Here is a 24,072-nt window from a genome sequence, read left to right as displayed (position 1 = left end):
CGTCGACGAACCCCGGAACGCCCAGGCGCTCTTCCCGACATCCCGACCGGAGGAAGCGGATGAACAGCCCACGCAGGACCGCCGTCGTGGCGCGGAGAGGCGGACCGGCCGGCGTACTCCTGGCGACCGTCCTCGGCCTCGCCGCGTGCAGCGGGCCGGCCGACACCGAGCCGACGGCGACGACCGCGGCGGAGCTGACGGAGGTCCGTGAGGAGGTCGCCGGCCTGCGCGACCGGGTGGCGACCCTCGAGGACCGGGTCGGCGACCTGCAGGACCGCCTCGCCGAGGGAGGTGCGGACGAGCCGGTGGGCGAGCCCGACGCCCCGGGTGACGGGCCCCCGGACGGTGCGCCCCCGGAGTCCGACCCGTCGTTCTTCGGCGAACCCGAGGCCCCGCTGGGCGAGCAGGTCACCGTGCGCGGCGAGGTCGTGGAACTGGTGGCCTCCACATCGATCGCCAGCGTCCTCCGCGTCGCCGGGGAAGCCGGGGAGCCGGTCGCGGTCGTCACCGTCACGCCGTCCTCGGACATCGGCACCGGCGACGAGGTGGAGGTGTCCGGCACCGTCCTGGACGTCGACCCCGACACGTTCGAGGCGGACTTCGGCATCGCGGCCGACGAGCTCTTCGACGACCCGCAGGCGTGGCTGGACGACGCCGAAGGGCAGATCGCCATCGCGGCCACCAGGATCGAGGCGGTCCCGGCACCGTCCGGGAGCTGACCGTCCGCCGCGCCGGTCCCGCGCCGCGCCGGTCCCGCGCGGAGAACGCGGGAGGCCGCGGACCCCCGCACGTGCCACGATCCGCGGCATGGACGCCCCCGCGCCGCACCGGTTCGTCGCCCACGTCATCGAGGAGGCGGCGAACAAGATCCACGACGACGACGTCGCGCAGCAGTTCGGCTTCACCGGCGCGCTGGTGCCCGGGGTCGAGCTGTTCGCGCGGATCACCACCCCGCTGGTGGCGGCCTGGGGGGAGGAGTGGCTGTCCGGCGGGCGGGTGGACGTGCGCTTCCGCCGGCCGGTGTACGACGGCGAGGAGCTCCTCGTCGAGGTGGACGACGGCCGGTTGACCGCCACGGGTGCCGACGGCGAGGTGCGCTGCGTGGGCTCGGCCGGTCGTACCGGCGAGCGTCCCGATCTCACCGGCTTCGCCGAGGTGCCCGCCGCCGCCCAGCCGGTGGCCGACCCGGTCGTCGGGCCGTTCGGCAGCGTCTCCGAGGCCGTTCCCGTGGAGCAGAACGAGTGGTACCTCGACGCCGTCGGCGAGCCGCTGGCGCTGTACCGGGAGAACGCGTGGGCGCATCCGGGGATGCTGGTCAAGGCGGTGCACCGGCTGCTCACCCGGAACGTCGCCCTGGGGCCGTGGATCCACACGGCGAGCGACTGCCGCTTCCTCGGCGTCGCCCGGCTGCCCGCTCTGGTGACCTCGCACGGGCGCGTGACCTCCGTCGGCCGGAGGGGCGCGAACGACGAGGTGCGCTACGACGCGCTGGTCCTCGCCGACGGCGAGCCCGTGCTGCACGTGGCGCACACCGCGCTCTACCGGCTCGGCTCCGCCGGCTGATCGGTCACGAGGTCTTTTCTCCCGGCCCGTCCTGTCCTCCTCGCCGGGAAGCGGGGCCCGCGAACCGCCACCCTCCGGCGTCGTGCTGCAGGGAGTACGTCGCGCAGCCGGGCATGTCGTTCCCGTCGCGTGGCAGGCCGGGCCGGCCGCGTGCGATGGCGCCGAGCAGCGCGAGGATCGCACCCCCGTGGCTCACCACGAGCACGGTGGCTCCTCGATGGCGTCGAGCCAGGTCGTCGAGCACGAGCAGCATCCGGCCGGCCACCTGGTGGCCGTCCTCACCGCCGGGGATCCCCACCTCGAGGTCTCCCCGGAGCCACGCGAGCATGAGCGGCTCGAACAGACCCGGGTCGTAGGGCCGTCCACGTTCATCGCCGACGTCGTACTCCTGGAGGCCCATCCGCACGTGCACGGGGAGCCCGAGCACCCCCGCGGAGATCTCCGCGGTCTGGACGGCGCGGGACAGTTCCGAGCAGACGACGGTCGAGATCCCCTCCGCGCGCAGCTCCTGACCCAGCGCCCGGGCCTGGCTGCGGCCGAGCGCCGTGAGGCTGCCGCCGCTGTCGCCGCTGCCGCTCGTCTCGTACGCCGCTTCACCGTGCCGCGCGAGCACGACCCTCGTCAGGGACCGGGCAGCGCGCACGGCGCCACCCTAGGCAGACCTCGACGTGGTCGCCGACCGGATCCGCGTCGTCCGGGTCGGGGAACGACACCTGGCCGTGCGTGCACCCGTGTCGGTCAGAATGCGTGCGCGACGAGGGCAGGCCGGCCCAGTGGCCGCCCTGCCCTCGTCACGACTGGATCAGCGGGCGGCGGACCCCACGGTGTCCGCCTCGGCCCGCCGCGGTGCGCCCACCTCGTCGTCCGAGGCGTCGTCGCCCTTGAGCGCAGCGCCCTCGACGTCCAGGTGGGGCAGCCAGCCCAGCCAGCGGGGCAGCCACCAGGCGCGCTCGCCCATGAGGGCGAGGGCGGCCGGCACCAGCACCATGCGGACCACGAAGGCGTCCACGACGATGCCCACCGCCAGCGCGAACGCGATGGACTTCAGGGTCGGGTCCGGGCTGGTGGCGAAGCCGGCGAAGACGCCGAACATGATCAGCGCGGCGGCCACCACGACGGGGGCCGAGCGCCGGAAGCCCGCGCGGATCGCCTCCAGCGGTGCCTCACCGGAGGTGTGCGCCTCGTGCATGCGGCTGACCAGGAACACCTGGTAGTCCATGGCCAGGCCGAAGAGGATCCCGATGACCAGGATCGGGGTGAGGCTGATCAGCGGCCCGGTGCTGGTGAGCCCCACCAGGTCGGACAGCCAGCCCCACTGGAAGACCGCCACGGTGGCACCCAGGGAGGCGCCCACGGTGAACAGGAAGCCCAGCACACCGACCAGCGGCACCAGCAGGGAGCGGAACACCAGGACCAGCAGCACGAACGCCAGGCCGACGACCAGTGCCAGGTAGACGGGCAGCGCCTCGTCGAGTGCCTGGGCGACGTCGACGCTCACCGCGGTGGCGCCGGTGACGTAGGCGTCTGCTCCGTCGAGGCCGGCGAGCTCGGCGCGGAGGTCCCCGACCAGGTTCTCGGTGGCCTCGGTGTCCGGGCCGGACAGGGGGATGACGGTGAGCAGGGCCGCGGTGCCGTCCGCGTCGGGCACCGGCGGGGTCACCAGCGCGACGTCGGACAGCGCGGAGATCGGCTCGCTGACCTCGGCGGCCGCCTGCGCGGCGCCGTCACCCTCGACCAGGACGGCCAGCGGGCCGTTGATGCCCTCCCCGAACCCCTGGGCGAGGAGCTCCTGCGCCCGGGCCTGGGTGCTGCCCGGCTCCGGCGTCGGGATCAGCGTGGTCTGCATCGAGGTGAACGGGATGGCGATGACCCCCAGCGCCAGGACCGTGGCGACCACCGTGAGGACGCGGTACCGGGTCACCGTGGCCACCCAGCGGGCCAGGAAGCCCGGACCGCGGGTGGGTCGGCCGAGGTCGTCCCCGGCGCCGGCGCGCGCCTTCCGCGGCAGGGCCCGCGCACCCAGGAAGCTCATCGCGGCCGGCACGAGGGTGAGCGCGACCAGGACGGCGATGACGATCGTCGCCGCCGCGGCGACGCCCATCTGGGTGAGGAAGGGGATGCCCACCACGGAGAGGCCGAGCAGAGCGATGACGACGGTGAGCCCGGCGGTGACCACGGCCGAGCCGGCCGTTCCGGTGGCCGTCGTGATGGCCGTCGGGACATCGGCCCCGCGGAGCAGTTCCTGCCGGTAGCGGCTGATGATGAACAGGGCGTAGTCGATGCCGACGGCCAGGCCGAGCATGCCCGCGAGGGCCGAGGTCGTGGAGGACAGCTCCAGGAAGCCGGTGGCGATCGTGATGCCCAGGACGCCGACCCCGACGCCGACCGAGGCGGTCAGCAGGTTCATCCCGGCGGTCACCAGCGAGCCGTACGTGAGCGCCAGGATGATCACGGCGAGGACGACGCCGATCACCTCGCCCACGCCCATGTGGGGGGCGCCCGCGTTCAGCGCCTCGCCCGAGGCCTCGACGGTGAGGTCGCCGATGCCGGCGTCCTCGACGGCGCTCAGCAGCGCGGCCCGCTGGTCGTCGGTCACGTCCTCCACGAGGCCGCCGTAGGCCACGGTGCTGTAGCCGATGGTCTGGTCGGCGTTGACCGCGGGCGCCGCGGGGTCCAGCGGGTTCGAGGCCGCGACGACGCCGGGCAGCGCGCCGAGGGTGTCGACCAGGTCGCCCACCGCCGCGGCGGTCCCCGGGTCGGTGAGCGTCTGCCCCTCCGGCGCGGCGACGGCGACGCGGACGGTGGCACCGCCGGCGCCGAACTCCTCGGTGATCTTCTCCTGCGCGACCGTCGACTCCTGGCCCGGGATGGAGAAGGAGTTCGACGTCTCGCCGGACAGCGTGAGGGCGCCCGCGCCACCGGCGACGAGGACCGCCAGCCAGACGAGCACGACGGCGAGCCGGCGGCGGTGCGAGAACGCCCCGATCCGGGACAACAGGTGAGCCATGGGGTCAGGCCTCCGGGGTGGGGACGGATCGGCGGTGGCCGAGTGCGTCGAAGCAGGCGACGACCATGTGCGGCCGCCACGCGGCGGTGAGGTTCTGCTGGTGGGCGGCGAGGGTGAGGACGCCGAGAGCGGCCAGCGCGGCGGCGACCCGCACGGTGCGCTCGGCGGTGGTGGCCGCCGGATCGACGCCGAACGCGGTGAGCGCGGCGGCGCCCGAGGCCTGGATCGCCTCGGCCTCACCGGCGGCCACGTCGCCGGGCGTCCCGGTGCTCACCGGTGCCAGCAGCAGAGACACCAGCCCGGGATGGGCCAGGGCGACGTCGACCCACGCCTCGATCGCCCGCAGGTCGCGCTCGGGCCCGACCGGCAGATCGGCGACCAGGGCGAGCACCTGCTGCACGAGGGCGCCGGCCCGGGCGACCACCGCGGCCTGCAGCGAGTCCTTGGTGGGGAAGTGGTGCTGCAGCCCGGCCTTGGACAGCCCGACGGCGTCGGCGATCTCCTGCACGGAGGTCTTGGCGCCGCGACGGGCCAGGAGGGCGGCGGCGCGGTCGAGGATCTGGTCCTCCGCCTGCTGCCGGAATGCGCTCACGTCGACGAGGCTACGGCGCTACCGGCCACTTTGGCCGGTAAACCGGCCAAAGTGGCCGGTGACCCCGCTCACGGAGCACCACGGGGGCGAGAGGTGGCCGAGGCTTCTCCGGCGGGCGGCGCGCGGGCGCGCATGACGATCCCGAGTCAAAGTCGACGGCTTCGTGTCGTCACCCGCCCGCCGGGACATCGCGTCCGGTGTGACGCAGAGCGGAGAACGGTCCCCGGCGCAGGACATCGGCCCCCGGGCGGTGCGGCGGAGCACCGGCGCGGTGGCGGGCATCGCGGCGGTGGCGGCGGCGCTGGGGATGGCCGAGCTCGTCGCCGGGCTGATCCCGGACGCCAGGTCGCTGGTCGTCTCCGTCGGTGACGCCGTCATCGACAGCGTGCCCGGCTGGCTGGAGCGGGCGGCCATCTCGACGCTCGGCAGCGCGGACAAGCCGGTGCTCATCGGCGGCGTTCTGGTCGTCTCGGTCCTCCTCGGTGCGGCTCTGGGCGTGCTGGCCCGGCGCCGGTTCGCCGTCGCGGCCGCGGGCTTCGTCGCCTTCGCCGCTCTCGGCGTGGTGGCCGCACTGTCCGACCCGCGCAGTCAGGTCTTCATCACACTGCTCGTCGGCGTGGTCGGGGCGGCGGTCGGTGTGGCGGTGCTGCACCTCCTGCTCCGCGTGGCCCGGTCCGGCCAGGCAGCGGATCCTGCGTGCGCTCCGGACGAGACCGGAGCGGTCGCACCGCGAGCGGGCAGCACGGCCGTGGCTGCCGAGCGGCCGCCGGTCGACCGGCGACGGTTCCTGTCCCTGGCCGGCGGGACGACGGCGCTCGCCGTCCTGGCCGGGGTCGGGGGCTACCTGCTCGCCGGGCGGGAGCGGCTGGCGGAGGTGCGCGCGGCCATCCGCCTGCCGCGCCCGGTCCGGCAGGCCGGACCCGTTCCGGCCGGCGCCGACCTCGAGGTCCCCGGCCTGACCCCGCTGTTCACCCCGAACGAGGAGTTCTACCGGATCGACACCGCCCTCCGGGTGCCGATCGTCGACCCGGACGAGTGGCAGCTCGAGGTGCGCGGCATGGTCGACGAGCCGTTCACCCTGACCTACGCCGAGCTCATGGAGCTGCCGCAGATCGAGGCCGACATCACGCTGGCCTGCGTCTCCAACGAGGTCGGCGGGGACCTCGTCGGCAACGCCCGCTGGCAGGGCGTACCGCTCCGGGCCCTGCTGGACCGGGCCGGGCTGCAGGAGGGTGCCACCCAGCTCATCGGCCGCTCGGTGGACGGCTTCACCGCCGGCTTCCCGGTGCTCACCGCCCTGGACCTCGAGGAGGCGATGGTCGCCGTCGCGATGAACGGCGAGCCGCTGCCCGCCGAGCACGGGTTCCCCGCACGGCTGGTCGTGCCGGGGCTGTACGGCTACGTCTCGGCCACCAAGTGGCTCTCGGCCATCGAGCTGACCGACTGGGACGTCGACGGCTACTGGATCCCGCGCGGCTGGGCCAAGGAGGGCCCGATCAAGACCCAGGCCCGGATCGACGTCCCGCGGTCGGGGCGGTCCGTACCTGCGGGACGGGCGGTCATCGCCGGGGTGGCCTGGGCGCCGACCCGGGGCATCGAGGGCGTCGAGGTCCGTGTCGACGACGGGCCGTGGCGGGACGCGGAGCTCGCCGAGCGGCTGGACGTCGACTGCTGGCGGCAGTGGTTCCTGCCCTGGGACGCCACCCCCGGCCGGCACGTGATCGCCGCCCGGGCGACCGATGGTGCAGGAGAGGTCCAGACCGACGAGCGCACCCCGGTGGCGCCGGACGGAGCCTCCGGCTACCCGATCATCGAGGTCCGTGTCGAGGACTGACCCGGAGATCCGGCACTGGTCGCTGACGGCCCGGATCGCACCCCTACCCGGACGGCGCCGGGCCACCGCGGGAACGTGGGTGACGGGCCGGTCGGCGCTCGATCGTCCGGGGATGTGTCAGCACGATGACATGTGACCGGTGGTCGTGTTCGGCCGTCTCCGGTCTGGGCAGCCAGTTGCTGCGATCTGAGCCCTCGGCGAGAGGAGCGACCCGGCCGGTTCCCCCGACTCACCGACGACTGACGCCGCCCCGCGATCGGGCGGCACACCTCTCGGTCGAGACAAGAGCGATGCATCTCCACTTCTGGCCCGCGGTGAGCGCGGGCTTCGCCGGCGGCGCCGTGATGTCCCCGATGATCGCGGCGATGCGCGCGGCCGGCAGGACCCAGATGGACATGGCCCTCACCGAGGGGTCGATGTTCTCGGGCAACCGGCGCACGGCCACGGCCATCGGCATGGTGATGCACCTGGTGGCCTCTCCGCACTGATCATCGGGTCGGCCTACGCGTGGCTGTTCGACGCGTTCGGCGTCAGCGACGACAACGCGTGGTGGATCGGCGCCCTCTACGGCGTCGGCCACGGGGTCATCGGGGGCCTGGTGATGGGCATGCTCCCGGTGCTGCACCCGCGGATGCACAGCGGCGTCGACAGCTCTCGGGTGGAGCCCATCGCCGAATCGTCCGACGGGCCCCTGCTGCTGAAGCCGCCCGGTGTGTTCGCCAAGAACTACGGCTCGCTGACCCCTCCCGGCGTGCTGATGACCCATGTCCTCCACGGCCTGGTGGTCGGCCTCGTCTACGGCTGGCTGGCCCGACGGCTGCTGCTCGACTGTTGAGCTTCGGTGACATGCCTGGCGGGGGCGCGTCGGACGGGCGGGGAGCGGGCACCAGTCGACCCGTCACCTGCCCGGGCCGCTCCCGCGGCCCCCGGAGGTGACACGACCCGGCAGCGGACGTCGCCGGCGACGGCCAGGGGGAATCGATGTCCGTACGCCCACCAGGAGTCGCTGCGCGAGGTCCTTCGGCCGGCGCAGGCCCGCAGGCATGACAGGCCGAACGGTCCGCATCGCGTTGAGCGTCACCAGCGGGGCCTCGCTCGGGGCCTACGAGGCCGGCGCGGTCGCGGGCCTGGTGGTCGCGCTGCAGCGGCTCAACGAGCGCAGCCACCGGCGTGGTGAGCCGCCTCCCGTCGTGCTCGACGCCGTGGGGGCGACCTCCGCCGGTGCCATGGTCGGGCTCCTGGCGTCGCGGTGCCTGCTGGGCGGACTGGACCCGTTGCCTGTGTTGCACGAGGCGTGGGTGCGCCAGGCCAGCCTGCGTCGGCTGGCCCACGGCCGGCGTGATGCGCCGCTGTCGATGGTCGCCGTCCAGCGGGACACCGTCGGTCTGCTGGAGCCGCGGGACCGGCGCGGGAGGCCGGTGCACCGGACGCCTGCTGCGGCCCGGCAGGCACGGCCCATCGAGTACAGCGTCGCGCTGGGCTCGCTGCAGGGGCTGACGTACCGCATCGACGGGACCGGAGCAGATCCGGCACTCGCCGGCCTGACACACGTGGACAGGGCCACCTTCACCCTGCGCCGGGACGACGGCCGGGACAGGTACGTCCGGCCACGGAACAGCAGCCCCCTGGATGCGGCCATCGCCTCCATGTCCCACCCGGCCGCCTTCGGACCGAGGGTGCTGGACCGGAGAGCGGACGAGGAGGCCTACCTCCGGGCCGGCGTGTCCGACTTCCCGGCCTCGGGCCATTTCTGGTGCACGGACGGTTCGGCCCTGCTGACCCGCCCTCTCGGTGGCACGCTCGATGCCGCGCGCCGGGCCGACCGTGCGGCCACGGATGCCGGCGACGGGGCGGGGGACCGCCCCGGGCACGGCTCCGACGAGAGCGCCGGGCGGATGCACCTCCTCGTCCATCCGCACACCGCCGGCCCGGGCGCCTCCCGGCGATGGACGGATCCGGACGGGGCGCCTCCCTGGACCAGCACGCTGGCCCGCCTGCTCACGACCTTGACCACCGAACCTCTCTACGCCGACCTCCGCGCCATCGAGGACGTCAACGCCCGTCTGCGGTGGTCCCGGGAACTCGCCGAGGTGTTGGCCCCGCACCTGTCGGCCGCCTCGTCCGACGCGTTGCGCGAGGTGCTGGGCCGGATGACGGCGGAGCAGGCCGGCCCCGGGGCCTCCGGAGACGGCCTCCCGACCGACTCGGGCGGTGGCCCGGGTACCGAGGACCTCGGCGACCTGTTGCTCCGCGTCCTGCGCACGGCCGGCGGTGTCGCCGGCAAGTTCCCGGTGGGCACGGAGGTCATCTCGCCGCTGCAGCTGGTGGAGCAGCCGGCGGACGCCGGGGGATCCCCCCGGGGTCAGCAGCAGGTCCCGTCCCTGCTCGCCGGCGAGTTCATGGGCAGGTTCGGCGGCTTCACGGCTCGCGCACTGCGGCAGAGCGACTTCGCGCTCGGCTGGCAGAGTCTGTCCGCCTGGTTGCCGGACGCCTTCGCGCGTGCCGGTGTCCCGGACGAGGATATTGCCGGGGCCGTCGATGCGGTGACCGAGCGGGACGTGCGGCACGACGGCGCCGGACGCCGCGGCGGCGCGGGGCTCGGGGACGCCCCCCTGGCTGCGAGGCTGAGACTGGTCGGGCTGATCGGCCGGGCTGCGCGAGGGGCGGCCTCCGACGTCCTGCGGGGGCGGCGGCACAGCGGGTGAGGGCCGGGCCGGACGGGGACGGTCCCGTCCTCCCCACCTCCGGCCGGCTCGGACAGCGAGGGGGCGGCGTGCTGCGGAGGTCGCCCGTGTCCTCGGGGTCGCCGGCGAGGTCGGGAGCCGGTCGCGGTCGTCACCGTCACGCCGGACGGGCAGCTCGCCATCGCGGCCATCAGGGTCGGACGCCCCCAGCACCGGCCGGGAACTGACCCCGCCGCGTCGGCCGGCACGGGGCGGGGCTGCGGAGGGCGGGTCCTGCGACCCCGCGCTCCGCCACGGTCGAGGACCGGTCAGTCGTTCTGGCCGGCGGCCTGCACGATCTCCACCCGCTCGGCGGAGATGGCGACGGAGTCCTCCTCCTCCTCCTCCTCGAACCAGGCCAGTTCCCCCGCGGGCGTGGTTCCTGCTCGACATCTACGCCACCAACCACGACCCCCGGCTCTGGACCGATCCGGGAGCGTTCCAGCCCGGGCGCTTCACCACGGGGGGCGGGGATCCGTACACGTTCGTCCCCAGGGCGGTGGCGAATTCGAGGCCGGTCACCGCTGCGCGGGGGAGTGGCTGACAACCTCCGTCATGGAGCGGGCGGTCCGTCTGCTGACCTCGGCGATGAGCCAGGAGGTCCCGTTGCAGGACCTGAGCGTCGACCTGGGGCGGATGCCGGCGTCCGGCTCACCGACGTCCGGCCGGCGTGACGGGACCTCGCCTGACCGACCATCGAGGTCGGGGTCCGGCGTCGGCCTGCGGTCCAGGGGCCGCCGCCGACGTCGCCCTGATCGCCCTCCGCGCCGACGCCGCGGATCCGGTCGTGACCGGTGCCCACCGTCTCCGGGGCGGCCCGGCGGAGCCGCCCCGGAAGACGCCGCGGGTCGTCAGGCGACGAGCTTGGCGCTGATCTCGGCGAGCCGGCGGCCCTGGTACCGGGCGGCGGTGAGGACCTCGTCGGAGGCGGCGTTCGCGTTGCCCGCCGAGGCGACCGAGGCGCCGTAGGGGTTGCCGCCGGCGGCGAACAGCAGCGGGTCGGTGTAGCCCGGCGGGACGATCACGGCACCGAAGTGCGAGAAGATGTTGAACAGCGTGAGGATCGTCGACTCGTTGCCACCGTGGGTGTTCTGCGCGCTGGTGAACGCCGTCGCGCCCCGGTTGGCCAGCTTGCCGGTGGCCCACAGGGGTCCGAGCGTGTCGATGAAGGACTTGAGCTGGGCCGACGGCGTGCCGAATCGGGTGGGGGTACCGAGGGCGTAGCCGTCGGCCCATTCCAGGTCGGCCGGCTCGGCGAGCGGGATGTCGGCGACGGCGTCGAGGTGCGCCCGCCAGGCGGGGCTGCTGTCGATGGCGGCGGCCGGGGCCGTCTCGGCGGCCCGGCGGAGGCGGACCTCGGCGCCGGCCTCCTCGGCCCCCTGGGCGACGGCCCGGGCCAGCTGGTGGGTGTTGCCGGTGGACGAGTAGTAGACGACGGCGATCTTGGTCATGGGCGCTCCTGGCGGCTCGGTGGTGGGAGGTCGGGGCGCTGAGCGGTAAATCGTTGTGCGCTCAACTATCGCCGACGGTACCGCGCGGATGCCGATGCGGCACGGCGGGACGAACACGGCTGCACATCGGCTGTTCCGGTCACCCCGGTCGCGCGACCTGCGGGGAAGGTGGCCTTCGTCCGGGCGCGAGGAGCTCTTGTTCCGCGCAGTCGATGCCAGGGAGTCGCGGCGCGCCGGTAACGTTGACTCAAGCGAATTACCGCCCTAGGTTCCGACCCATGGCCCGCTCGTTGCTCGCCCCGCCGCTGCGTTCCTCCCTGGATCCGGGCAGCAAGGGCTTCCGGCAGAACCGCGCCGACATGCTCGAGCAACTCACGGTGCTCGACGAGCTGCTCGACGAGGCGGCGGCCGGAGGTGGCGAGAAGGCAACCGCACGGCTGCGGCAGCGCGGCAAGCTGCCCATCCGCGAGCGCATCGCGCACGCCCTGGATCCGGACAGCCCGTTCCTGGAGATCAGCCCGCTGGCCGCCTACGGGTCGGACTACACCGCCGGCGGCGGCATGGTCGTCGGCATCGGCGTGATCGCCGGCGTCGAGTGCGTCGTCATGGGCAACGACCCCACCGTCCTCGGCGGCGCGCTCACCCCGTATGCGCTGAAGAAGTGGGCCCGCGCGCTGGAGATCGCCCGGGAGAACCGGATGCCCTACGTCAGCTTCGTCGAGTCCGCGGGTGCCGACCTGCGGCCCGGGGGAGGGGGCGGCGGCCGGTCGGCCCAGACGTCGCACTTCGCCGAGAGCGGCCGGCAGTTCTACGAGATGACCGAGCTGTCCAGGCTCGGCGTGCCGTCGGTCTGCGTGGTGTTCGGGTCCTCCACCGCGGGCGGCGCCTACCAGCCGGGGCTCTCGGACTACGTCGTCGTCATCGACCAGCAGTCGAAGGTCTTCCTCGCCGGCCCGCCGCTGGTGAAGATGGCGACCGGCGAGGAGAGCGACGACGAGACCCTCGGCGGCGCCCGGCTGCACGCCGACGTCTCCGGGCTCGGTGACTACTTCGCCGAGGACGAGCTGGACGCCATCCGGATCTGCCGCGAGGCGGTGTCCCACCTGAACTGGCGCAAGGTCGGTCCGGAGCCGTCGCTGCCCGCCGACGAGCCGGTGCACGACCCCGAGGAACTTCTGGGCCTGGTCAGCCGCGACCTGCGCCGGCCCGTGGACGTCCGCGACGTGATCGCCCGGGTCGCCGACGGCTCCCGCTTCGAGGAGTTCAAGCCCCGCTGGGGGCCGACGCTGGTCTGCGGCTGGGCCTCGATCCACGGCTACCCGGTCGGCGTCCTCGGCAACAACGGCGTGCTGCACCCGGACTCCGCGCAGAAGGCGGCGCACTTCATCCAGCTGTGCAACCGGATCGACGTCCCGCTGGTCTTCCTGCAGAACATCACCGGCTACATGGTCGGCCGGGACTTCGAGGCGGCCGGGATCGTCAAGAAGGGCAGTCAGATGCTGAACGCCGTCACCAACTCGACGGTGCCGCACCTGACCGTGATCATCGGGTCGTCCTACGGCGCCGGCACGTACGGCATGTCCGGGCGGGCGTTCGGCAACCGCTTCACCTTCACCTGGCCGACGGCGAAGATCGCGGTCATGGGCCCCAAGCAGATCGCCGGGGTCATGTCCCAGGTCCGCCGGGGCCAGGCGGCGCGACAGGGCGTCCCCTTCGACGAGGAGGAGGACGCGAAGATCGTCGCGATGGTCGAGGCGGGCCAGGAGGAGGGCTCGCTGGCGTTACGGGCCACGGGCGCGGTGAGCGACGACGGGATCATCGACCCCCGCGACACCCGCACGGTGCTGGGCATGTGCCTGTCGTTCGTGGCGAACGCACCCGTCGAGGGCGCCCAGCAGTTCGGGGTGTTCCGGCTGTGACCACCACCTTCGACACCGTCCTCGTCGCAAACCGCGGCGAGATCGCCCGCCGGGTCTTCCGCACCGCCCGTGCCATGGGGTTCCGCTGCGTCGCCGTCTACGTGGCCGCCGACGCCGGGGCGCCGTTCGTCGCCGATGCGGACGAGGCCGTCCGGCTGGACACCGGCTACCTCGACGGGGCCGCCGTGATCGCCGCCGCCCGCGCCACCGGCGCGCAGGCGATCCACCCCGGCTACGGGTTCCTGTCGGAGAACGCCGGCTTCGCCGCCGACGTGCTCGCCGCCGGCCTGGTCTGGGTGGGGCCCACCCCCGAGGTCATCGCCGCGATGGGCGACAAGCTCGCCGCGAAGAAGGCGGCGGTCGCCGCAGGCGTCCCGACCCTGCCGTCCTCGGACGACCCGGCCGACGGCGACGCCGTCGGGTACCCGCTGCTGGTCAAGGCGGCTGCGGGCGGCGGCGGCAAGGGCATGCGGGTCGTGGAGTCGGCCGCCGACCTCGCCGAGGCGGTGGCCGGCGCCCGACGCGAGGCGCTGGCCGGCTTCGGTGACGACCGCGTGTTCCTGGAGCGCTACGTGCGCCGGGCCCGGCACGTCGAGATCCAGATCCTGGGCGACGAGCACGGCTCCCTGCTGCACCTCGGCGAGCGCGAGTGCTCCATCCAGCGACGGCACCAGAAGATCGTCGAGGAGTCGCCGTCGCCCGTCGTGGACGACGCCCTGCGCGCCGCGATGGGGGAGGCGGCCCTGGCTCTGGCCGGGGCGCTGGACTACCGCTCCGCCGGCACCGTCGAGTTCCTGGTGGACGACGACACCCGCGAGTTCTTCTTCCTGGAGGTCAACACCCGCCTCCAGGTCGAGCACCCGGTCACCGAGGAGGTCACCGGCATCGACCTGGTCCGCGAGCAACTGCGGGTCGCGGCGGGGGAGCCGCTGGACCGCGCCCAGGCCGACGTCCGCTTCACCGGGCACGCCGTCGAGGTGCGGCTCTACGCCGAGGACCCCGCGGCCGGCTTCCTCCCCGCCACCGGGACGGTCGCCGCCTTCGCCCCGGCGGCCGAGCCCGCCGTCCGCTGGGACTCCGGCGTGGAGGCGGGCTCGGTGGTCGGCGTCAGCTTCGACCCGATGCTGGCCAAGGTGGTCGCGCACGCACCGACCCGGCGCGAGGCGGCCGGCCGGCTGGCCCTGGCCTTGTCCCGGCTCCACCTGGGTGGGCTCACCACGAACCGGGACTTCCTGGTCGCGGTCCTGCGCCACCCCGCGTTCCTCACCGGGGACACGACCACCGACTTCATCGAGCGCCATGCACCGGCGACGCAGCTGGTGCTGGACGACGACGAGCTGCGCCGGGGAGCCGCAGCGGCGGCGCTGTGGCTGCAGGGCCGCAACCGCGCCGAGGCCCGTGTGCTGCGGACCGTCCCGACCGGCTGGCGGAACGCCCGGCTGCCCGACACCACGGTGCGGCTGCGTCACCGGGACGACGAGGTCGAGGTGCGCTACCGCAGCCGCCGGGACGGCACGTTCACCGTCCGGGAGGTCGGAGAAGCCCGGGTGCACGCCTGGTCGCCGGACGGGATCGACGTCGAGATCGGCGGCCGGCGGACCCGCCACGCCGTCACCGCCGACGGCGACCGGCTGTACCTGCAGACCCCGCGGAGCACCGTCGAGCTGGCCGTCGTGCCGCGCTTCGTGCCTCCGGGGGCCGCCGTGGCCGAGGGCGGGTTCGTCGCCCCGATGCCCGGCGTCGTCCTGGACGTGCGCTGCGCCGTCGGCGACCGGGTGGTCCCGGGACAGACGCTGGTGCTGCTCGAGGCGATGAAGATGGAGCACCACGTGAAGGCGCCCGTCGCAGGCACGGTCACCGAGGTGCGGATCGCCGACGGCCAGCAGGTCGAGAACGGCGCCGTGCTGCTCGTGGTCGAGCCGGATGCGACGACGCCGCAGGACGAGGCTCCCGGTGCCTGAGCCGCTGCGGATCGCCAACTGCTCCGGGTTCTACGGCGACCGGCTCTCCGCCGCCCGGGAGATGGTCGAGGGCGGGCCGATCGACGTCCTCACCGGCGACTGGCTGGCCGAGTTGACCATGCTGATCCTGGCGCGCAGCCGGGCCTCGCGGCCGGGCGGCGGCTACGCCCGCACCTTCGTGACCCAGATGGAGCAGGTCATGGGCACCTGCCTGGACCGCGGCATCAGGGTGGTCGCCAACGCCGGCGGGCTGGATCCGGCCGGCTGCGCGGAGGCGGTGGCCGAGGTGGCCGGCACGCTGGGTCTCTCGCCGACCATCGCCTACGTCAGCGGTGACGACCTGCTGCCGCGGCTGGACGAGCTCGTCGCCGCCGGCGTGGACCTCGCCCACCTCGGCACCGGTGCGCCGCTGGGCGACCCGTCCCGGTTCATCAGCGCCAACGCCTACCTCGGCTGCTGGGGGATCGTCGATGCGCTGACCGCCGGCGCGGACATCGTCATCACCGGGCGGACCACCGACGCCGCCATCGTCTGCGGTCCCGCCGCCTGGCACCACGGCTGGGCGCGCGACGACTGGGACGCCCTCGCCGGCGCCGTCGTCGCCGGGCACGTCATCGAGTGCGGCACCCAGGCCACCGGGGGCAACTACTCCTTCTTCACGGAGGTGCCGGGCATGGCCCGCACCGGCTTCCCGTGGGCGGAGATCGCCGGTGACGGGTCCTCGGTCATCGGGAAGCACGACGGCACCGGGGGCCAGGTCTCGATCGGCACGGTGACCTCGCAGCTGCTCTACGAGATCGGCGGCCCGGCCTACCTGGGCCCCGACGTCACCGCGCGCTTCGACACCGTGGCGCTGGAGCAGGTCGCGCCCGACCGCGTCCGGATCAGCGGTGCACGCGGCGAGCCGCCCCCGGAGACGCTCAAGGTCGCCATGAACTCACTCGGCGGCTTCCGCACCGACCTCGGCATCGCCCTGGTGGGGCTGGACGTCGAGGCGAAGGCGGCCCTGGTCGAGGAGGCGTTCTGGGCGGCGTGCCCGTACGCGCCCGCCGACTTCGCCGAGGTCACCACCACGGTGGTGCGCACCGACAAGGCCGACCCGGCGAGCAACGAGGAGGCCGTCGCCGTCTGGCGGCTCACGCTCAAGGACGCCGACGAGCGCAAGCTCGGCCGCTCGGTCGGGGCGGCGATGACCGAGCTGGCCCTGGCCACGATCCCGGGCTTCTTCGGCGTGGGCGGCGGCGGCCGGGATGCCCGCCCCTACGGGGTCTACCGCCCCTCGCTGGTGCCGGCCGGGCTCGTGCCCCAGCAGGTGACCGTCCTGGGCGGGCCGACGTCGGTCGTGCCGTCCACCGCGCCGCGCACACCGGCGGCCCCGGTGCAGCCGCTGCCCGGTCCGGCGGCCCCGGCGCCGGCGGGGGAGACGCGTCGGGTCCCGCTGGGCCGCGTCGTCGGCGCGCGGTCCGGGGACAAGGGGGGCGACGCCAACCTCGGCGTGTTCGCCCGCACCGATGCCGCCTGGGCCTGGCTCGACGGATTCCTGACGTCGGAGCGGCTCGCCGAACTCCTGCCCGAGACCGCGCCGCTGCCGGTCGAGCGCCACCGGCTGCCCGCGCTGTGCGCGCTCAACTTCGTCGTGCACGGGCTGCTCGGCGAGGGCGTGGCCGCCTCCACGCGCCAGGACGGGCAGGCCAAGAGCCTGGGGGAGTGGCTGCGCGCCCGGTACGCCGACGTCCCGGTCGCCCTCCTGGAGGACGGCGCATGAGCAGCCTGGCCACGATCGAGCGCCCCCGGCCCGTCCTGGACCGGGAGCGCGAGGAGCAGCTCACCGAGCGGCAGCGCGAGGTGCTCCGGCAGCTCGACGCCATGTTCCGCGACGGATTCGCCGAGCTCACCATGGCCGAGATCGCCGCGCGGGCGGGCTGCTCGCTGCGGACGCTCTACGCGCTGGCGCCCAGCCGGGACGAGCTCGTGCTCATGGTCGTCGACCGGCAGCTGTGGCGGATCGGCGGCAACGCCCAGCGGATCATCGCCGACGAGATGCCGCCGCTGGACGCCATCCGGGCCTACCTGCGGGCGGCGCACGTCGCGGTGAGCCGCGCGACCGACGCCTGGTCCCGCGACATCGGCAACGTCCCGGCGGTAAAGGCCCTCGTCGACAGCCACAACCAGTACCTGATCGACGTCACCCGCATCCTCCTGGACACCGCCGTCGGCCGCGGCGACATCGCCGACGTCGACACCGCCGCGATCGCCCGGGTGCTCGCCGGTCTCGGCCGGAGCTTCGCCGATCCGGAGGTCGCGCGCACGCTGCGCAGCTCGCCCCCGCAGGCCGCGGACGAAGCGGTCCAGATCATCCTGAAGGGACTTCTCCGATGACCGACGTCTCCGCGGTCGCCGCCGACCTCGCCGCCGAGCACGAGGCGCTCGACGCCGTCCTCGGCGAGCTGACCGACGCGCAGTGGGCCACGCCGACCCCGAGCCCCGGCTGGACGGTGGCCGACCAGGTCGGCCACCTCACCTACTTCGACGGCGCCGCCGTGCTGGCGCTGACAGACGAGGCGGCCTTCGCGGCGTCGATCGGCCCGCTGCTCGAGGACATGGACGGGGTCACGCTGCACCGCGCCCTCGCTCCGCGGGACCTGCTCCGCGCGTGGCGGGAGAACCGCTTCCGCCTCATCGAGGTGGCGCAGCAGGTCGACGCGGGCGGCCGGGTGCCCTGGTACGGGCCGTCGATGAGCGTGCGGTCCTTCCTCACTGCCCGGCTCATGGAGACCTGGGCCCACGGCCAGGACGTCGTCGACGCCGTCGGCGCCTTCCGCGAGCCGACCGAGCGGCTGCGGCACATCTGCCAGATCGGCGTCATCACCCGCAGGTGGACCTACGCCAACCGGCGCGAGGAGCCACCCGCCGTCGACGTCCGCCTGGAGCTGGTGTCCCCGGCCGGCGACGTCTGGCGGTGGGGACCCGACGACGCGCCGGAGTCCGTCCGCGGGCCGGCACTCGACTTCTGCCTCGTCGTCACCCAGCGACGGCACGTCGACGACACCGCGCTGGAGACCGACGGCGCGGCCGCGCGGGACTGGATGGAGAAGGCACAGGCCTTCGCCGGCCCTGCCACCACCGGGCCGGCGCCGCGCGACCGGTCCTGAACTCCTCCGACCCACCCTCGACCACCACTGAGAGAGGCACCGCCCGTGCGCACTACCGCCACCGACCTCGTCGGCATCGACGTCCCGATCTTCGCCTTCAGCCACTGCCGCGACGTCGTCGCCGCGGTGACCAACGCCGGCGGGCTCGGCGTCCTCGGCGCCGTGGCGCACACCCCGGAGCAGCTGGACATCGACCTCGCCTGGATCGAGCAGGAGGTGAAGGGCCGGCCCTACGGCGTCGACCTGCTCGTGCCCGAGAAGTTCGCCGGCTCGGAGTCCGGCGGCCTGGACCGGGAGGCGCTCGGCGACCTGCTGCCCGCCGGGCACCGGGAGTGGCTCGACGGACTGCTGGACCGGTACGGCATCCCGCCGCTGCCCGCCGACACGCCGACGGGTGGCCGCAGCTCCGGCGTCGGCGGCATGCGGGTGGACCCCAAGAGCATGGCGCCCCTGCTGGACGTGCTCTTCGCCCACGAGACCAGGCTGGTGGCCTCCGCGCTGGGCCCGCCGCCGCCGCACTTCATCGAGCGCGCGCACGGTGCCGGCATCCCCGTCGCGGCGCTGGCCGGCTCGGTCGAGCACGCGGTCCGGCACCAGGCCGCCGGCGCCGACCTGGTCGTCGCCCAGGGCACCGAGGCCGGCGGGCACACCGGCCAGATCGCCACCATGGTGCTTGTGCCCGAGGTGGTCGACGCCGTGGGCCCGCTGCCGGTCCTCGCCGCCGGGGGCATCGGCCGCGGCCGCCAGCTGGCCGCCGGGATGGCCCTGGGCGCCGACGGCGTGTGGTGCGGCTCGGTGTGGCTGACCACCGAGGAGGCCGAGACCAACCCGGCGGTCAAGGAGAAGTTCCTCCGCGCGGGCCTGGGCGACACCGTCCGCTCGCGGTCGATGACCGGCAAGCCGGCCCGCATGCTGCGCAGCCCGTGGACCGAGGAGTGGGAGTCGGCCGACGGACCCGGGACGCTGCCGATGCCGCTGCAGCCGATGCTCGTGGGCGAGGCGCAGGCCCGGATCAACCGGGTCGCGGGCACTCCCGGCACGCCGGCCAACGACCTGGCCACCTACTTCGTCGGCCAGATCGTCGGGAGCGCGAGCATGAGCTCGGTCCGGCCCACCCGGCGGGTGGTGCACGAGATGGTCGAGGAGTTCGTGGAGGCCGTCGAGCGGCTCACCCGCTTCGTCGAGAGCTGACCCGGCGCGGCCGCATCGCCGATCCGGTCGTCGCCGATGCCGGTGACGACCGGATCGCTGCTGTCGCGGCCATGGGTACGACCGTTATCCCCAACATCAACACCCCGAAGGGGTCGGGCGAAGAACACCGCAACAAAGGGACGGGGCCAGGCCTCAGGACCCGGTGAGGCGGCGGCACTCACGGCAGGGGTCGGCCGAACCCAGGCCCCGCGGGCCGTTCCACTTCCCCTGGACGACGTCGACCGACGCGCCGCAGACCGCGGCCCACGGCGCGGGCAGGTCCGCGGTGGCGGACAGGACGGCGTGCGCCGTACCGGTGCTCTGGTTCCGGCCGGCGGCGTGGTCGCTGCTGCTCATGCGTTCCAGCATGCGCGGGCGGGTGCGGCACGCGCCGCCGGGGTAGCGGCCCGGCATGGCGGCATCGGTACGGACGACAGCGGGGGAGCGGCTGCCCTCGCGGGCGTCGGGGCTCCTGTACGGCATCGGCCTGGGCGGCTTCGTGGACGGCATCGTGCTGCACCAGATCCTGCAGTGGCACCACATGATCAGCGCCGTCGACGGCCAGGACCCGGGCACCCTCGCCGGGCTGGAGGCCAACACCGTCGCCGACGGCTTCTTCCACGTGGGGACGTGGGCCGCCGTCGTCGCCGGGATGGTGACCGCGCTGATCGCCTGGCGCCAGGGGCGGATCGCGCCCAGCTGGAGCTTCCACATCGGCCTCGTCGTCGCCGGCTGGGGGCTGTTCAACCTCGTCGAAGGGCTGGTGAACCACCAGATCCTCGGCGTCCACCACGTGCGCGACGACCTGGGCGCCCCGCTCAGCTGGGACATCGGGTTCCTGGTCTCCGGAGTCGTGCTGATCGTCGCCGGTCGGCTGCTGCACCGCCGCGGCGTCCGCGACCTCGAGCAGCGGGGAGCGCGGAGGGCCGGCCCGGCGGACGGTGGCTGACCCGCCCCTCACGGGCTCGGCGGGACCCCGCCGTAGACCTGCAGCTCACCGTCGACGAGCAGGATCTGCTGCCACGGCTCCGGCGGCGGGGAGCTCCCGTCGGAGTAGGCGAGCGTGACGACGTACCCGGCGTCGTCGGCCCGGTCCGTGAAGCGGTCCCCGAACGGCATGCGCCAGAACGGGGACACCTGCACGTCCACGCCGTCGCGATGGAGCTCCAGCACCAGACCGGTACCCGGCCAGAAGGTCCCGACCAGGTCGTCGGGCCGGGTGGTGCCGGGGAAGTCGACCCGGACCACCGGCTCGTCCGTGCCGGCGCGCAGCCCCCGCTGGTCGAGGTCGGCCAGGACCGCCTCCTCGAGGCGGCCGATCTGCCCGGTCACGTCGGTCATCGGGGGAGTCGCCCGCGCCGTGCCCAGACCGGTGACCAGCACGGCGGCCGTCGCCAGGACCGCGAGCGGGACCGCCAGCAGGGCGTCCCCGCGGCGCGGGCCGGCCCACCGCCGGGCCACCGCGCGCAGTTCGGGCATGAGGCTCACCCCGACCGTGGTCCAGGCCAGGATGCCGACGACGACCGTCCACCGCGTGAGATAGGTGTAGGTGAAGCCGTCGATGCGGGCGATCGCGGCCACCCCGGCGGCGGCGACGGCGAGGGTCAGCACGCCCAGCCAGACGACGTCCTCCCGCCTGCGACGGACGCCGTCGGCCAGTGCGAGGACGAACATCGCCAGACCGACCGCGATGGCCACCGGCGGCCACGCCTCCGGCAGCAGCGGCTCGTCGGGGGACCCGGCTCCCACGAGGTAGGCCGGGATCTTCCCGAACTCGTCGGCGACGCCGCGCAGACCGGTGCCGAGCCCGGCCGGGTCCTCGGGTGAGCCCTCGAGCAGGTACTCGGCCAGCTCGCCCAGGTTGCCCGGCGATCCGGTCACCTGCTGGACGAGGGGCGGCGTCCAGAGCAGGGCGGCCAGGGCGAGGGCGGCGACGACCGCGACCAGCCAGCGCAGCGCCCGGCGCGGCCGGTCGGCGCCGTCCGGTACCGGGCGGTTCCTCCGCCGCAGGCGTCGGACAGCGCGGAGCAGCAGCCCCAGCACCAGCACCGCGCCGACCGCGCCCACCGCCGGCAGGTAGCCGATGTGGGCCTGGAGGGCCAGCGACATCGGCACCACGGCGAGCGGCAGCGCCCAGCTGTTCCCGAGGATCGCCGTCCAGCACAGGAGCACCCCGGCCAGAAACGGCAGCACCGGCAGGAGGGGGTTCCACGAGTCGTACAGGAAGCCCGCCCCGAGCATGCGCACGCTCAGCGCCAGGACGAGCACGGTCCACAGGGCGGGCAGCGCGCCCGCGCGGCGGTGCACCAGCCACACCGCCACCGCCGTGGCGAGCCCCGCGATGACCAGCGTCCCGACGGCCATGGCCTGCGTCGCGCCGCCCAGCACGCGGTAGACACCGGCCAGCAGGTAGGTGGCCATCGGCCCGGGGTGGTACCAGCCGAAGCGCGAGTAGGCACCGAGCAGGACGTCGTGCTCACCGACGGCGTCCACCGACAGCGCCAGGATGGCCTGGTCCCCGAAGGGGAAGTAGGGCTCGTCCCGGTCGAGCCAGAGCGCTACCAGGCCCAGGATCGCCGGCAGCGCAGCCAGCAGTCCCAGGGCGGCGCCGAGCCCCCGCCGGGCGGCGGGGGACGTGCGGGCTCCGTCGTCATCCGGCGAATCCGCGGCCACCGGGGGAGTGCCCGTGATCGGTTCGTCGGTCCGGCTGGTGGTCACTGGAGTCGTCCAGACGTCGTAGGTCGCGGAACCGCAGGCAGGGTAGCCGTCGCGGCCTGCCCGGCCGGGGCGGCGTGCCCGCGCGACGCCGTCCGCCGGGCGAGCCGGCACGCCTCACCCGCCCGGCGGCGCCCCGCCGTAGACCTGGTACGCGCCGGCGATGGCGAGCAGCTCCTGCCAGGGCGCCGGGGGCGGGGACGTCCCGTCGGACCAGGCCACGGTGGCCACGCAGCCGGCCTCGTCCGGCCGGGCCGTGCAGCGCTCGCCGAAGGGGATGTGCCAGACCTCCTCGACCTGTACGCCGACCCCGTCGCGGTGCAGGGCGAGCACCACGCCCACACCGGGTTCCACCGTGCCGACGATGACCGGCCGGGTGGTCGGGACGAAGTCGACGCGCACGACCGGCGCGTCGGGCCCGGTCAGCAGCCCGCGCCGGTCGAGGTCGACGACGACCGCCCGCTCGAGGGCGACGACGTCGCCCGTGACGTCGGTCGTCGGGGTGTCCGCCCGGGCCGTGCCGACCGCCGCCACCCCCACCACGACCACGGTCAGCGCCGCCAGGGGCATCCCGAGCACGGTTCCGGGCCGCAGCGCCGGGAAGCGGCCGGCGAGCACCCGCCGCACCCCGGACTCGAGCTCCGGGAGCAGGCCGAGGCCCACCGTCGTCCAGGCCAGGATCCCGACGACGAGGGTCCACTGGGTGAGGTAGTGCCGCGTCCAGCCGTCGATCCGGGTGACCGCCGCCACGCCGGCAGCGGCCACGGCCAGCGTCAGGACCCCCGACCACAGCGCGTCCTCGCGCCGCCGTGCGGCGGCGACGGCCAGCGCCACGGCGAACAGGGCGATGCCGACCGCGATCGCGGCAGGCGGCCACCGCCCCGGCAGGACGAAGTCTCCGGGGACGTCCGCCCCGGCCACGTGCGCCGGGAGCTTCCCGAACTCGTCGGCGACGCTGCGCAGCCCCACCGCGAGGCCGGCGGGCTGGTCCGGCGGGGTCCTCAGCAGGTAGTCGTACAGCACCCCGGCGTTGCCGGGCGTCCCCGTGAGCTGCTGCACGACGGGCGGCGTCCACAGCAGCAGCCCGACCGCGACCGCGACGCCGCCGGCGACCAGCCAGCGGCGGGGACGCCGCACCGGCTCCTCCGCCCCGATCGTGGCGGCTCCCGCCGCCCGCCGCCGACGGTGCCGCACCGCCCGGAGCAACAGCCCGGCGACCAGCACGCCGCCGACGGCCCCGACGGCGGGGAGGTACCCGACGTGGCTCTGCGCGGCGAGCGACAGCGGGACGACGGCGAGCGGCAGGGCCCAGGCGTCCCCGCGGAGGGCCGTCCAGCACAGCAGCACCCCGGCGAGGAAGGGCAGCACCGGCAGCACGGGGTTCCAGGTGTCACGGAGGAAGTCCTCGCTCGTGAGGTGCACGCTCAGCGTCACCACGAGCAGCGTCCAGACGGCCGGCACCAGCCCTGCGCGGCGCCGGACCAGCCACACAGCCACGGCCACGCTGATCCCGTTCATCACCAGCGCTCCCACCGCCAGCCCCTGGAGGGCCTCGCCCAGCAGCTTGTACGGAACCGCGAGGAGGTAGGCCGCCATCGGCCCGGGGTGGTACCAGTCGAAGCGCGAGTAGGCCCCGAGCAGCACCGCGTCCTCGCCCACGGCATCGACGACCAGGGCCAGGAAGGCGTGATCGCCGATCGGCAGGTACGGCTCCGCACGGTCGTGCCAGAGCCCGGCCAGACCGGCCAGGGCCGGCAGGCCCGCGAGCAGCAGGAGCGCGGCGGTGAGGACCACGCCTCCGCGCCGGCTCACCGTCCGGGAGGGCCGGGCGGGTGCCGCTCGCTCCAGCGGCGGCGGCACCGGGGGGAGCTGCCCCATCCGGCTGGTGGTCATCGCGGAAGTCCAGACGTCATGGGCCACAGGTGCGGCGCGAACGATAGCGGCGGGTGCAGCGCGACCGGGGC

General features: G+C 74.6%; 20 protein-coding genes. 13 read left to right on the top strand and 7 right to left on the bottom strand.

What is annotated here, in order from left to right; genetic code table 11:
• Positions 1 to 59 precede the first annotated feature (59 nt).
• Positions 60 to 719, top strand: coding sequence for a hypothetical protein (locus RM425_RS14445; RefSeq protein ID WP_311345916.1), 660 nt, complete (start codon positions 60 to 62; stop codon positions 717 to 719).
• Between the two features lie 88 nt (positions 720 to 807).
• On the top strand, positions 808 to 1,563 hold the full coding sequence (locus RM425_RS14440) for a hypothetical protein (RefSeq protein WP_311345915.1): 756 nt from the start codon (positions 808 to 810) through the stop codon (positions 1,561 to 1,563).
• 4 nt (positions 1,564 to 1,567) lie between these two features.
• Here RM425_RS14440 and RM425_RS14435 read toward each other — a convergent pair whose 3' ends face one another.
• The 3 genes from RM425_RS14435 to RM425_RS14425 all read right to left on the bottom strand — a co-directional run bounded on the left by RM425_RS14435 (position 1,568) and on the right by RM425_RS14425 (position 5,162).
• Positions 1,568 to 2,206: a histidine phosphatase family protein gene (locus RM425_RS14435; RefSeq protein WP_311345914.1), complete on the bottom strand. Its 639-nt coding sequence runs from the start codon at positions 2,204 to 2,206 to the stop codon at positions 1,568 to 1,570.
• 159 nt (positions 2,207 to 2,365) lie between these two features.
• On the bottom strand, positions 2,366 to 4,570 hold the full coding sequence (locus RM425_RS14430) for an MMPL family transporter (protein WP_311345913.1): 2,205 nt from the start codon (positions 4,568 to 4,570) through the stop codon (positions 2,366 to 2,368).
• Between the two features lie 4 nt (positions 4,571 to 4,574).
• Positions 4,575 to 5,162 carry a TetR/AcrR family transcriptional regulator gene (locus RM425_RS14425; RefSeq protein ID WP_311345912.1) on the bottom strand — a complete coding sequence of 196 codons (588 nt, stop codon included), beginning with the start codon at positions 5,160 to 5,162 and terminating at the stop codon, positions 4,575 to 4,577.
• A 199-nt stretch (positions 5,163 to 5,361) separates the two neighbouring features.
• Between RM425_RS14425 and RM425_RS14420 the strand changes: the two genes are divergently transcribed.
• From RM425_RS14420 to RM425_RS14405, 4 genes are all read left to right on the top strand, one after another.
• Positions 5,362 to 6,996, top strand: coding sequence for a molybdopterin-dependent oxidoreductase (locus RM425_RS14420; RefSeq protein WP_311345911.1), 1,635 nt, complete (start codon positions 5,362 to 5,364; stop codon positions 6,994 to 6,996).
• 290 nt (positions 6,997 to 7,286) lie between these two features.
• Entirely contained in the window at positions 7,287 to 7,484 is a 198-nt protein-coding gene (locus RM425_RS14415) for a hypothetical protein (protein WP_311345910.1), read from the top strand.
• 119 nt (positions 7,485 to 7,603) lie between these two features.
• On the top strand, positions 7,604 to 7,831 hold the full coding sequence (locus RM425_RS14410) for a hypothetical protein (RefSeq protein ID WP_311345909.1): 228 nt from the start codon (positions 7,604 to 7,606) through the stop codon (positions 7,829 to 7,831).
• Between the two features lie 208 nt (positions 7,832 to 8,039).
• Positions 8,040 to 9,701 (top strand): patatin-like phospholipase domain-containing protein, encoded by a 1,662-nt coding sequence (locus RM425_RS14405; RefSeq protein ID WP_311345908.1) that lies wholly within the window; start codon positions 8,040 to 8,042, stop codon positions 9,699 to 9,701.
• A gap of 869 nt (positions 9,702 to 10,570) precedes the next feature.
• Here the strand turns inward: RM425_RS14405 and wrbA are convergent.
• A complete protein-coding gene (gene wrbA, locus RM425_RS14400; RefSeq protein ID WP_311345907.1) occupies positions 10,571 to 11,170 on the bottom strand; it encodes an NAD(P)H:quinone oxidoreductase in 600 nt (199 codons plus the stop codon).
• Between the two features lie 278 nt (positions 11,171 to 11,448).
• Between wrbA and RM425_RS14395 the strand changes: the two genes are divergently transcribed.
• From RM425_RS14395 to RM425_RS14370, 6 genes are read left to right on the top strand one after another with little or no spacing between them, the layout of a single operon-like run.
• Positions 11,449 to 13,089 (top strand): acyl-CoA carboxylase subunit beta, encoded by a 1,641-nt coding sequence (locus RM425_RS14395; RefSeq protein WP_311345906.1) that lies wholly within the window; start codon positions 11,449 to 11,451, stop codon positions 13,087 to 13,089.
• A complete protein-coding gene (locus RM425_RS14390; protein WP_311345905.1) occupies positions 13,086 to 15,050 on the top strand; it encodes an acetyl/propionyl/methylcrotonyl-CoA carboxylase subunit alpha in 1,965 nt (654 codons plus the stop codon). The genes RM425_RS14395 and RM425_RS14390 overlap by 4 nt, the downstream gene beginning before the upstream one ends.
• Positions 15,043 to 16,815 (top strand): acyclic terpene utilization AtuA family protein, encoded by a 1,773-nt coding sequence (locus RM425_RS14385; RefSeq protein ID WP_311345904.1) that lies wholly within the window; start codon positions 15,043 to 15,045, stop codon positions 16,813 to 16,815. Before RM425_RS14390 ends, RM425_RS14385 begins: the two co-directional genes overlap by 8 nt.
• Positions 16,812 to 17,429: a TetR/AcrR family transcriptional regulator gene (locus RM425_RS14380; protein ID WP_311345903.1), complete on the top strand. Its 618-nt coding sequence runs from the start codon at positions 16,812 to 16,814 to the stop codon at positions 17,427 to 17,429. Before RM425_RS14385 ends, RM425_RS14380 begins: the two co-directional genes overlap by 4 nt.
• Positions 17,426 to 18,202, top strand: a complete 777-nt coding sequence (locus RM425_RS14375; RefSeq protein ID WP_311345902.1) for a TIGR03084 family metal-binding protein — start codon at positions 17,426 to 17,428, stop codon at positions 18,200 to 18,202. The genes RM425_RS14380 and RM425_RS14375 overlap by 4 nt, the downstream gene beginning before the upstream one ends.
• Positions 18,203 to 18,247: 45 nt before the next feature.
• Positions 18,248 to 19,393 carry an NAD(P)H-dependent flavin oxidoreductase gene (locus tag RM425_RS14370; RefSeq protein WP_311345901.1) on the top strand — a complete coding sequence of 382 codons (1,146 nt, stop codon included), beginning with the start codon at positions 18,248 to 18,250 and terminating at the stop codon, positions 19,391 to 19,393.
• 153 nt (positions 19,394 to 19,546) lie between these two features.
• Here RM425_RS14370 and RM425_RS14365 read toward each other — a convergent pair whose 3' ends face one another.
• The gene (locus tag RM425_RS14365; RefSeq protein ID WP_311345900.1) at positions 19,547 to 19,750 is read right to left on the bottom strand and encodes a hypothetical protein; all 204 of its coding nucleotides are present in this window, start codon (positions 19,748 to 19,750) and stop codon (positions 19,547 to 19,549) included.
• Between the two features lie 55 nt (positions 19,751 to 19,805).
• Between RM425_RS14365 and RM425_RS14360 the strand changes: the two genes are divergently transcribed.
• A complete protein-coding gene (locus RM425_RS14360) occupies positions 19,806 to 20,342 on the top strand; it encodes a DUF2243 domain-containing protein (protein ID WP_311345899.1) in 537 nt (178 codons plus the stop codon).
• Positions 20,343 to 20,350: 8 nt separating this feature from the next.
• On the opposite strand, the gene RM425_RS14355 is transcribed toward RM425_RS14360, so the two are convergent.
• The gene (locus RM425_RS14355) at positions 20,351 to 22,111 is read right to left on the bottom strand and encodes a hypothetical protein (protein WP_311345898.1); all 1,761 of its coding nucleotides are present in this window, start codon (positions 22,109 to 22,111) and stop codon (positions 20,351 to 20,353) included.
• A 114-nt stretch (positions 22,112 to 22,225) separates the two neighbouring features.
• The gene (locus RM425_RS14350; protein ID WP_311345897.1) at positions 22,226 to 24,001 is read right to left on the bottom strand and encodes a hypothetical protein; all 1,776 of its coding nucleotides are present in this window, start codon (positions 23,999 to 24,001) and stop codon (positions 22,226 to 22,228) included.
• Positions 24,002 to 24,072 lie beyond the last annotated feature (71 nt).

This window comes from Blastococcus goldschmidtiae (genome assembly GCF_031845325.1).
Lineage (GTDB): Bacteria > Actinomycetota > Actinomycetes > Mycobacteriales > Geodermatophilaceae > Blastococcus > Blastococcus goldschmidtiae.
The sequence above is the reverse complement of the archived record's forward strand: the minus strand, read 5'-3'. Positions and strand labels throughout refer to the sequence as shown.

Bases quoted from the DNA above. Each gene is read 5' to 3' on its own strand.
- RM425_RS14350 (WP_311345897.1), bottom strand. From the start codon at position 24,001: ATGACCACCAGCCGGATGGGGCAGCTCCCCCCGGTGCCGCCGCCGCTG.
- RM425_RS14365 (WP_311345900.1), bottom strand. From the start codon at position 19,750: ATGAGCAGCAGCGACCACGCCGCCGGCCGGAACCAGAGCACCGGTACG.
- RM425_RS14410 (WP_311345909.1), top strand. From the start codon at position 7,604: ATGCTCCCGGTGCTGCACCCGCGGATGCACAGCGGCGTCGACAGCTCT.
- RM425_RS14415 (WP_311345910.1), top strand. From the start codon at position 7,287: ATGCATCTCCACTTCTGGCCCGCGGTGAGCGCGGGCTTCGCCGGCGGC.
- RM425_RS14395 (WP_311345906.1), top strand. From the start codon at position 11,449: ATGGCCCGCTCGTTGCTCGCCCCGCCGCTGCGTTCCTCCCTGGATCCG.
- RM425_RS14405 (WP_311345908.1), top strand. From the start codon at position 8,040: ATGACAGGCCGAACGGTCCGCATCGCGTTGAGCGTCACCAGCGGGGCC.
- RM425_RS14445 (WP_311345916.1), top strand. From the start codon at position 60: ATGAACAGCCCACGCAGGACCGCCGTCGTGGCGCGGAGAGGCGGACCG.
- RM425_RS14380 (WP_311345903.1), top strand. From the start codon at position 16,812: ATGAGCAGCCTGGCCACGATCGAGCGCCCCCGGCCCGTCCTGGACCGG.
- RM425_RS14440 (WP_311345915.1), top strand. From the start codon at position 808: ATGGACGCCCCCGCGCCGCACCGGTTCGTCGCCCACGTCATCGAGGAG.
- wrbA (WP_311345907.1), bottom strand. From the start codon at position 11,170: ATGACCAAGATCGCCGTCGTCTACTACTCGTCCACCGGCAACACCCAC.
- RM425_RS14375 (WP_311345902.1), top strand. From the start codon at position 17,426: ATGACCGACGTCTCCGCGGTCGCCGCCGACCTCGCCGCCGAGCACGAG.
- RM425_RS14430 (WP_311345913.1), bottom strand. From the start codon at position 4,570: ATGGCTCACCTGTTGTCCCGGATCGGGGCGTTCTCGCACCGCCGCCGG.
- RM425_RS14360 (WP_311345899.1), top strand. From the start codon at position 19,806: ATGGCGGCATCGGTACGGACGACAGCGGGGGAGCGGCTGCCCTCGCGG.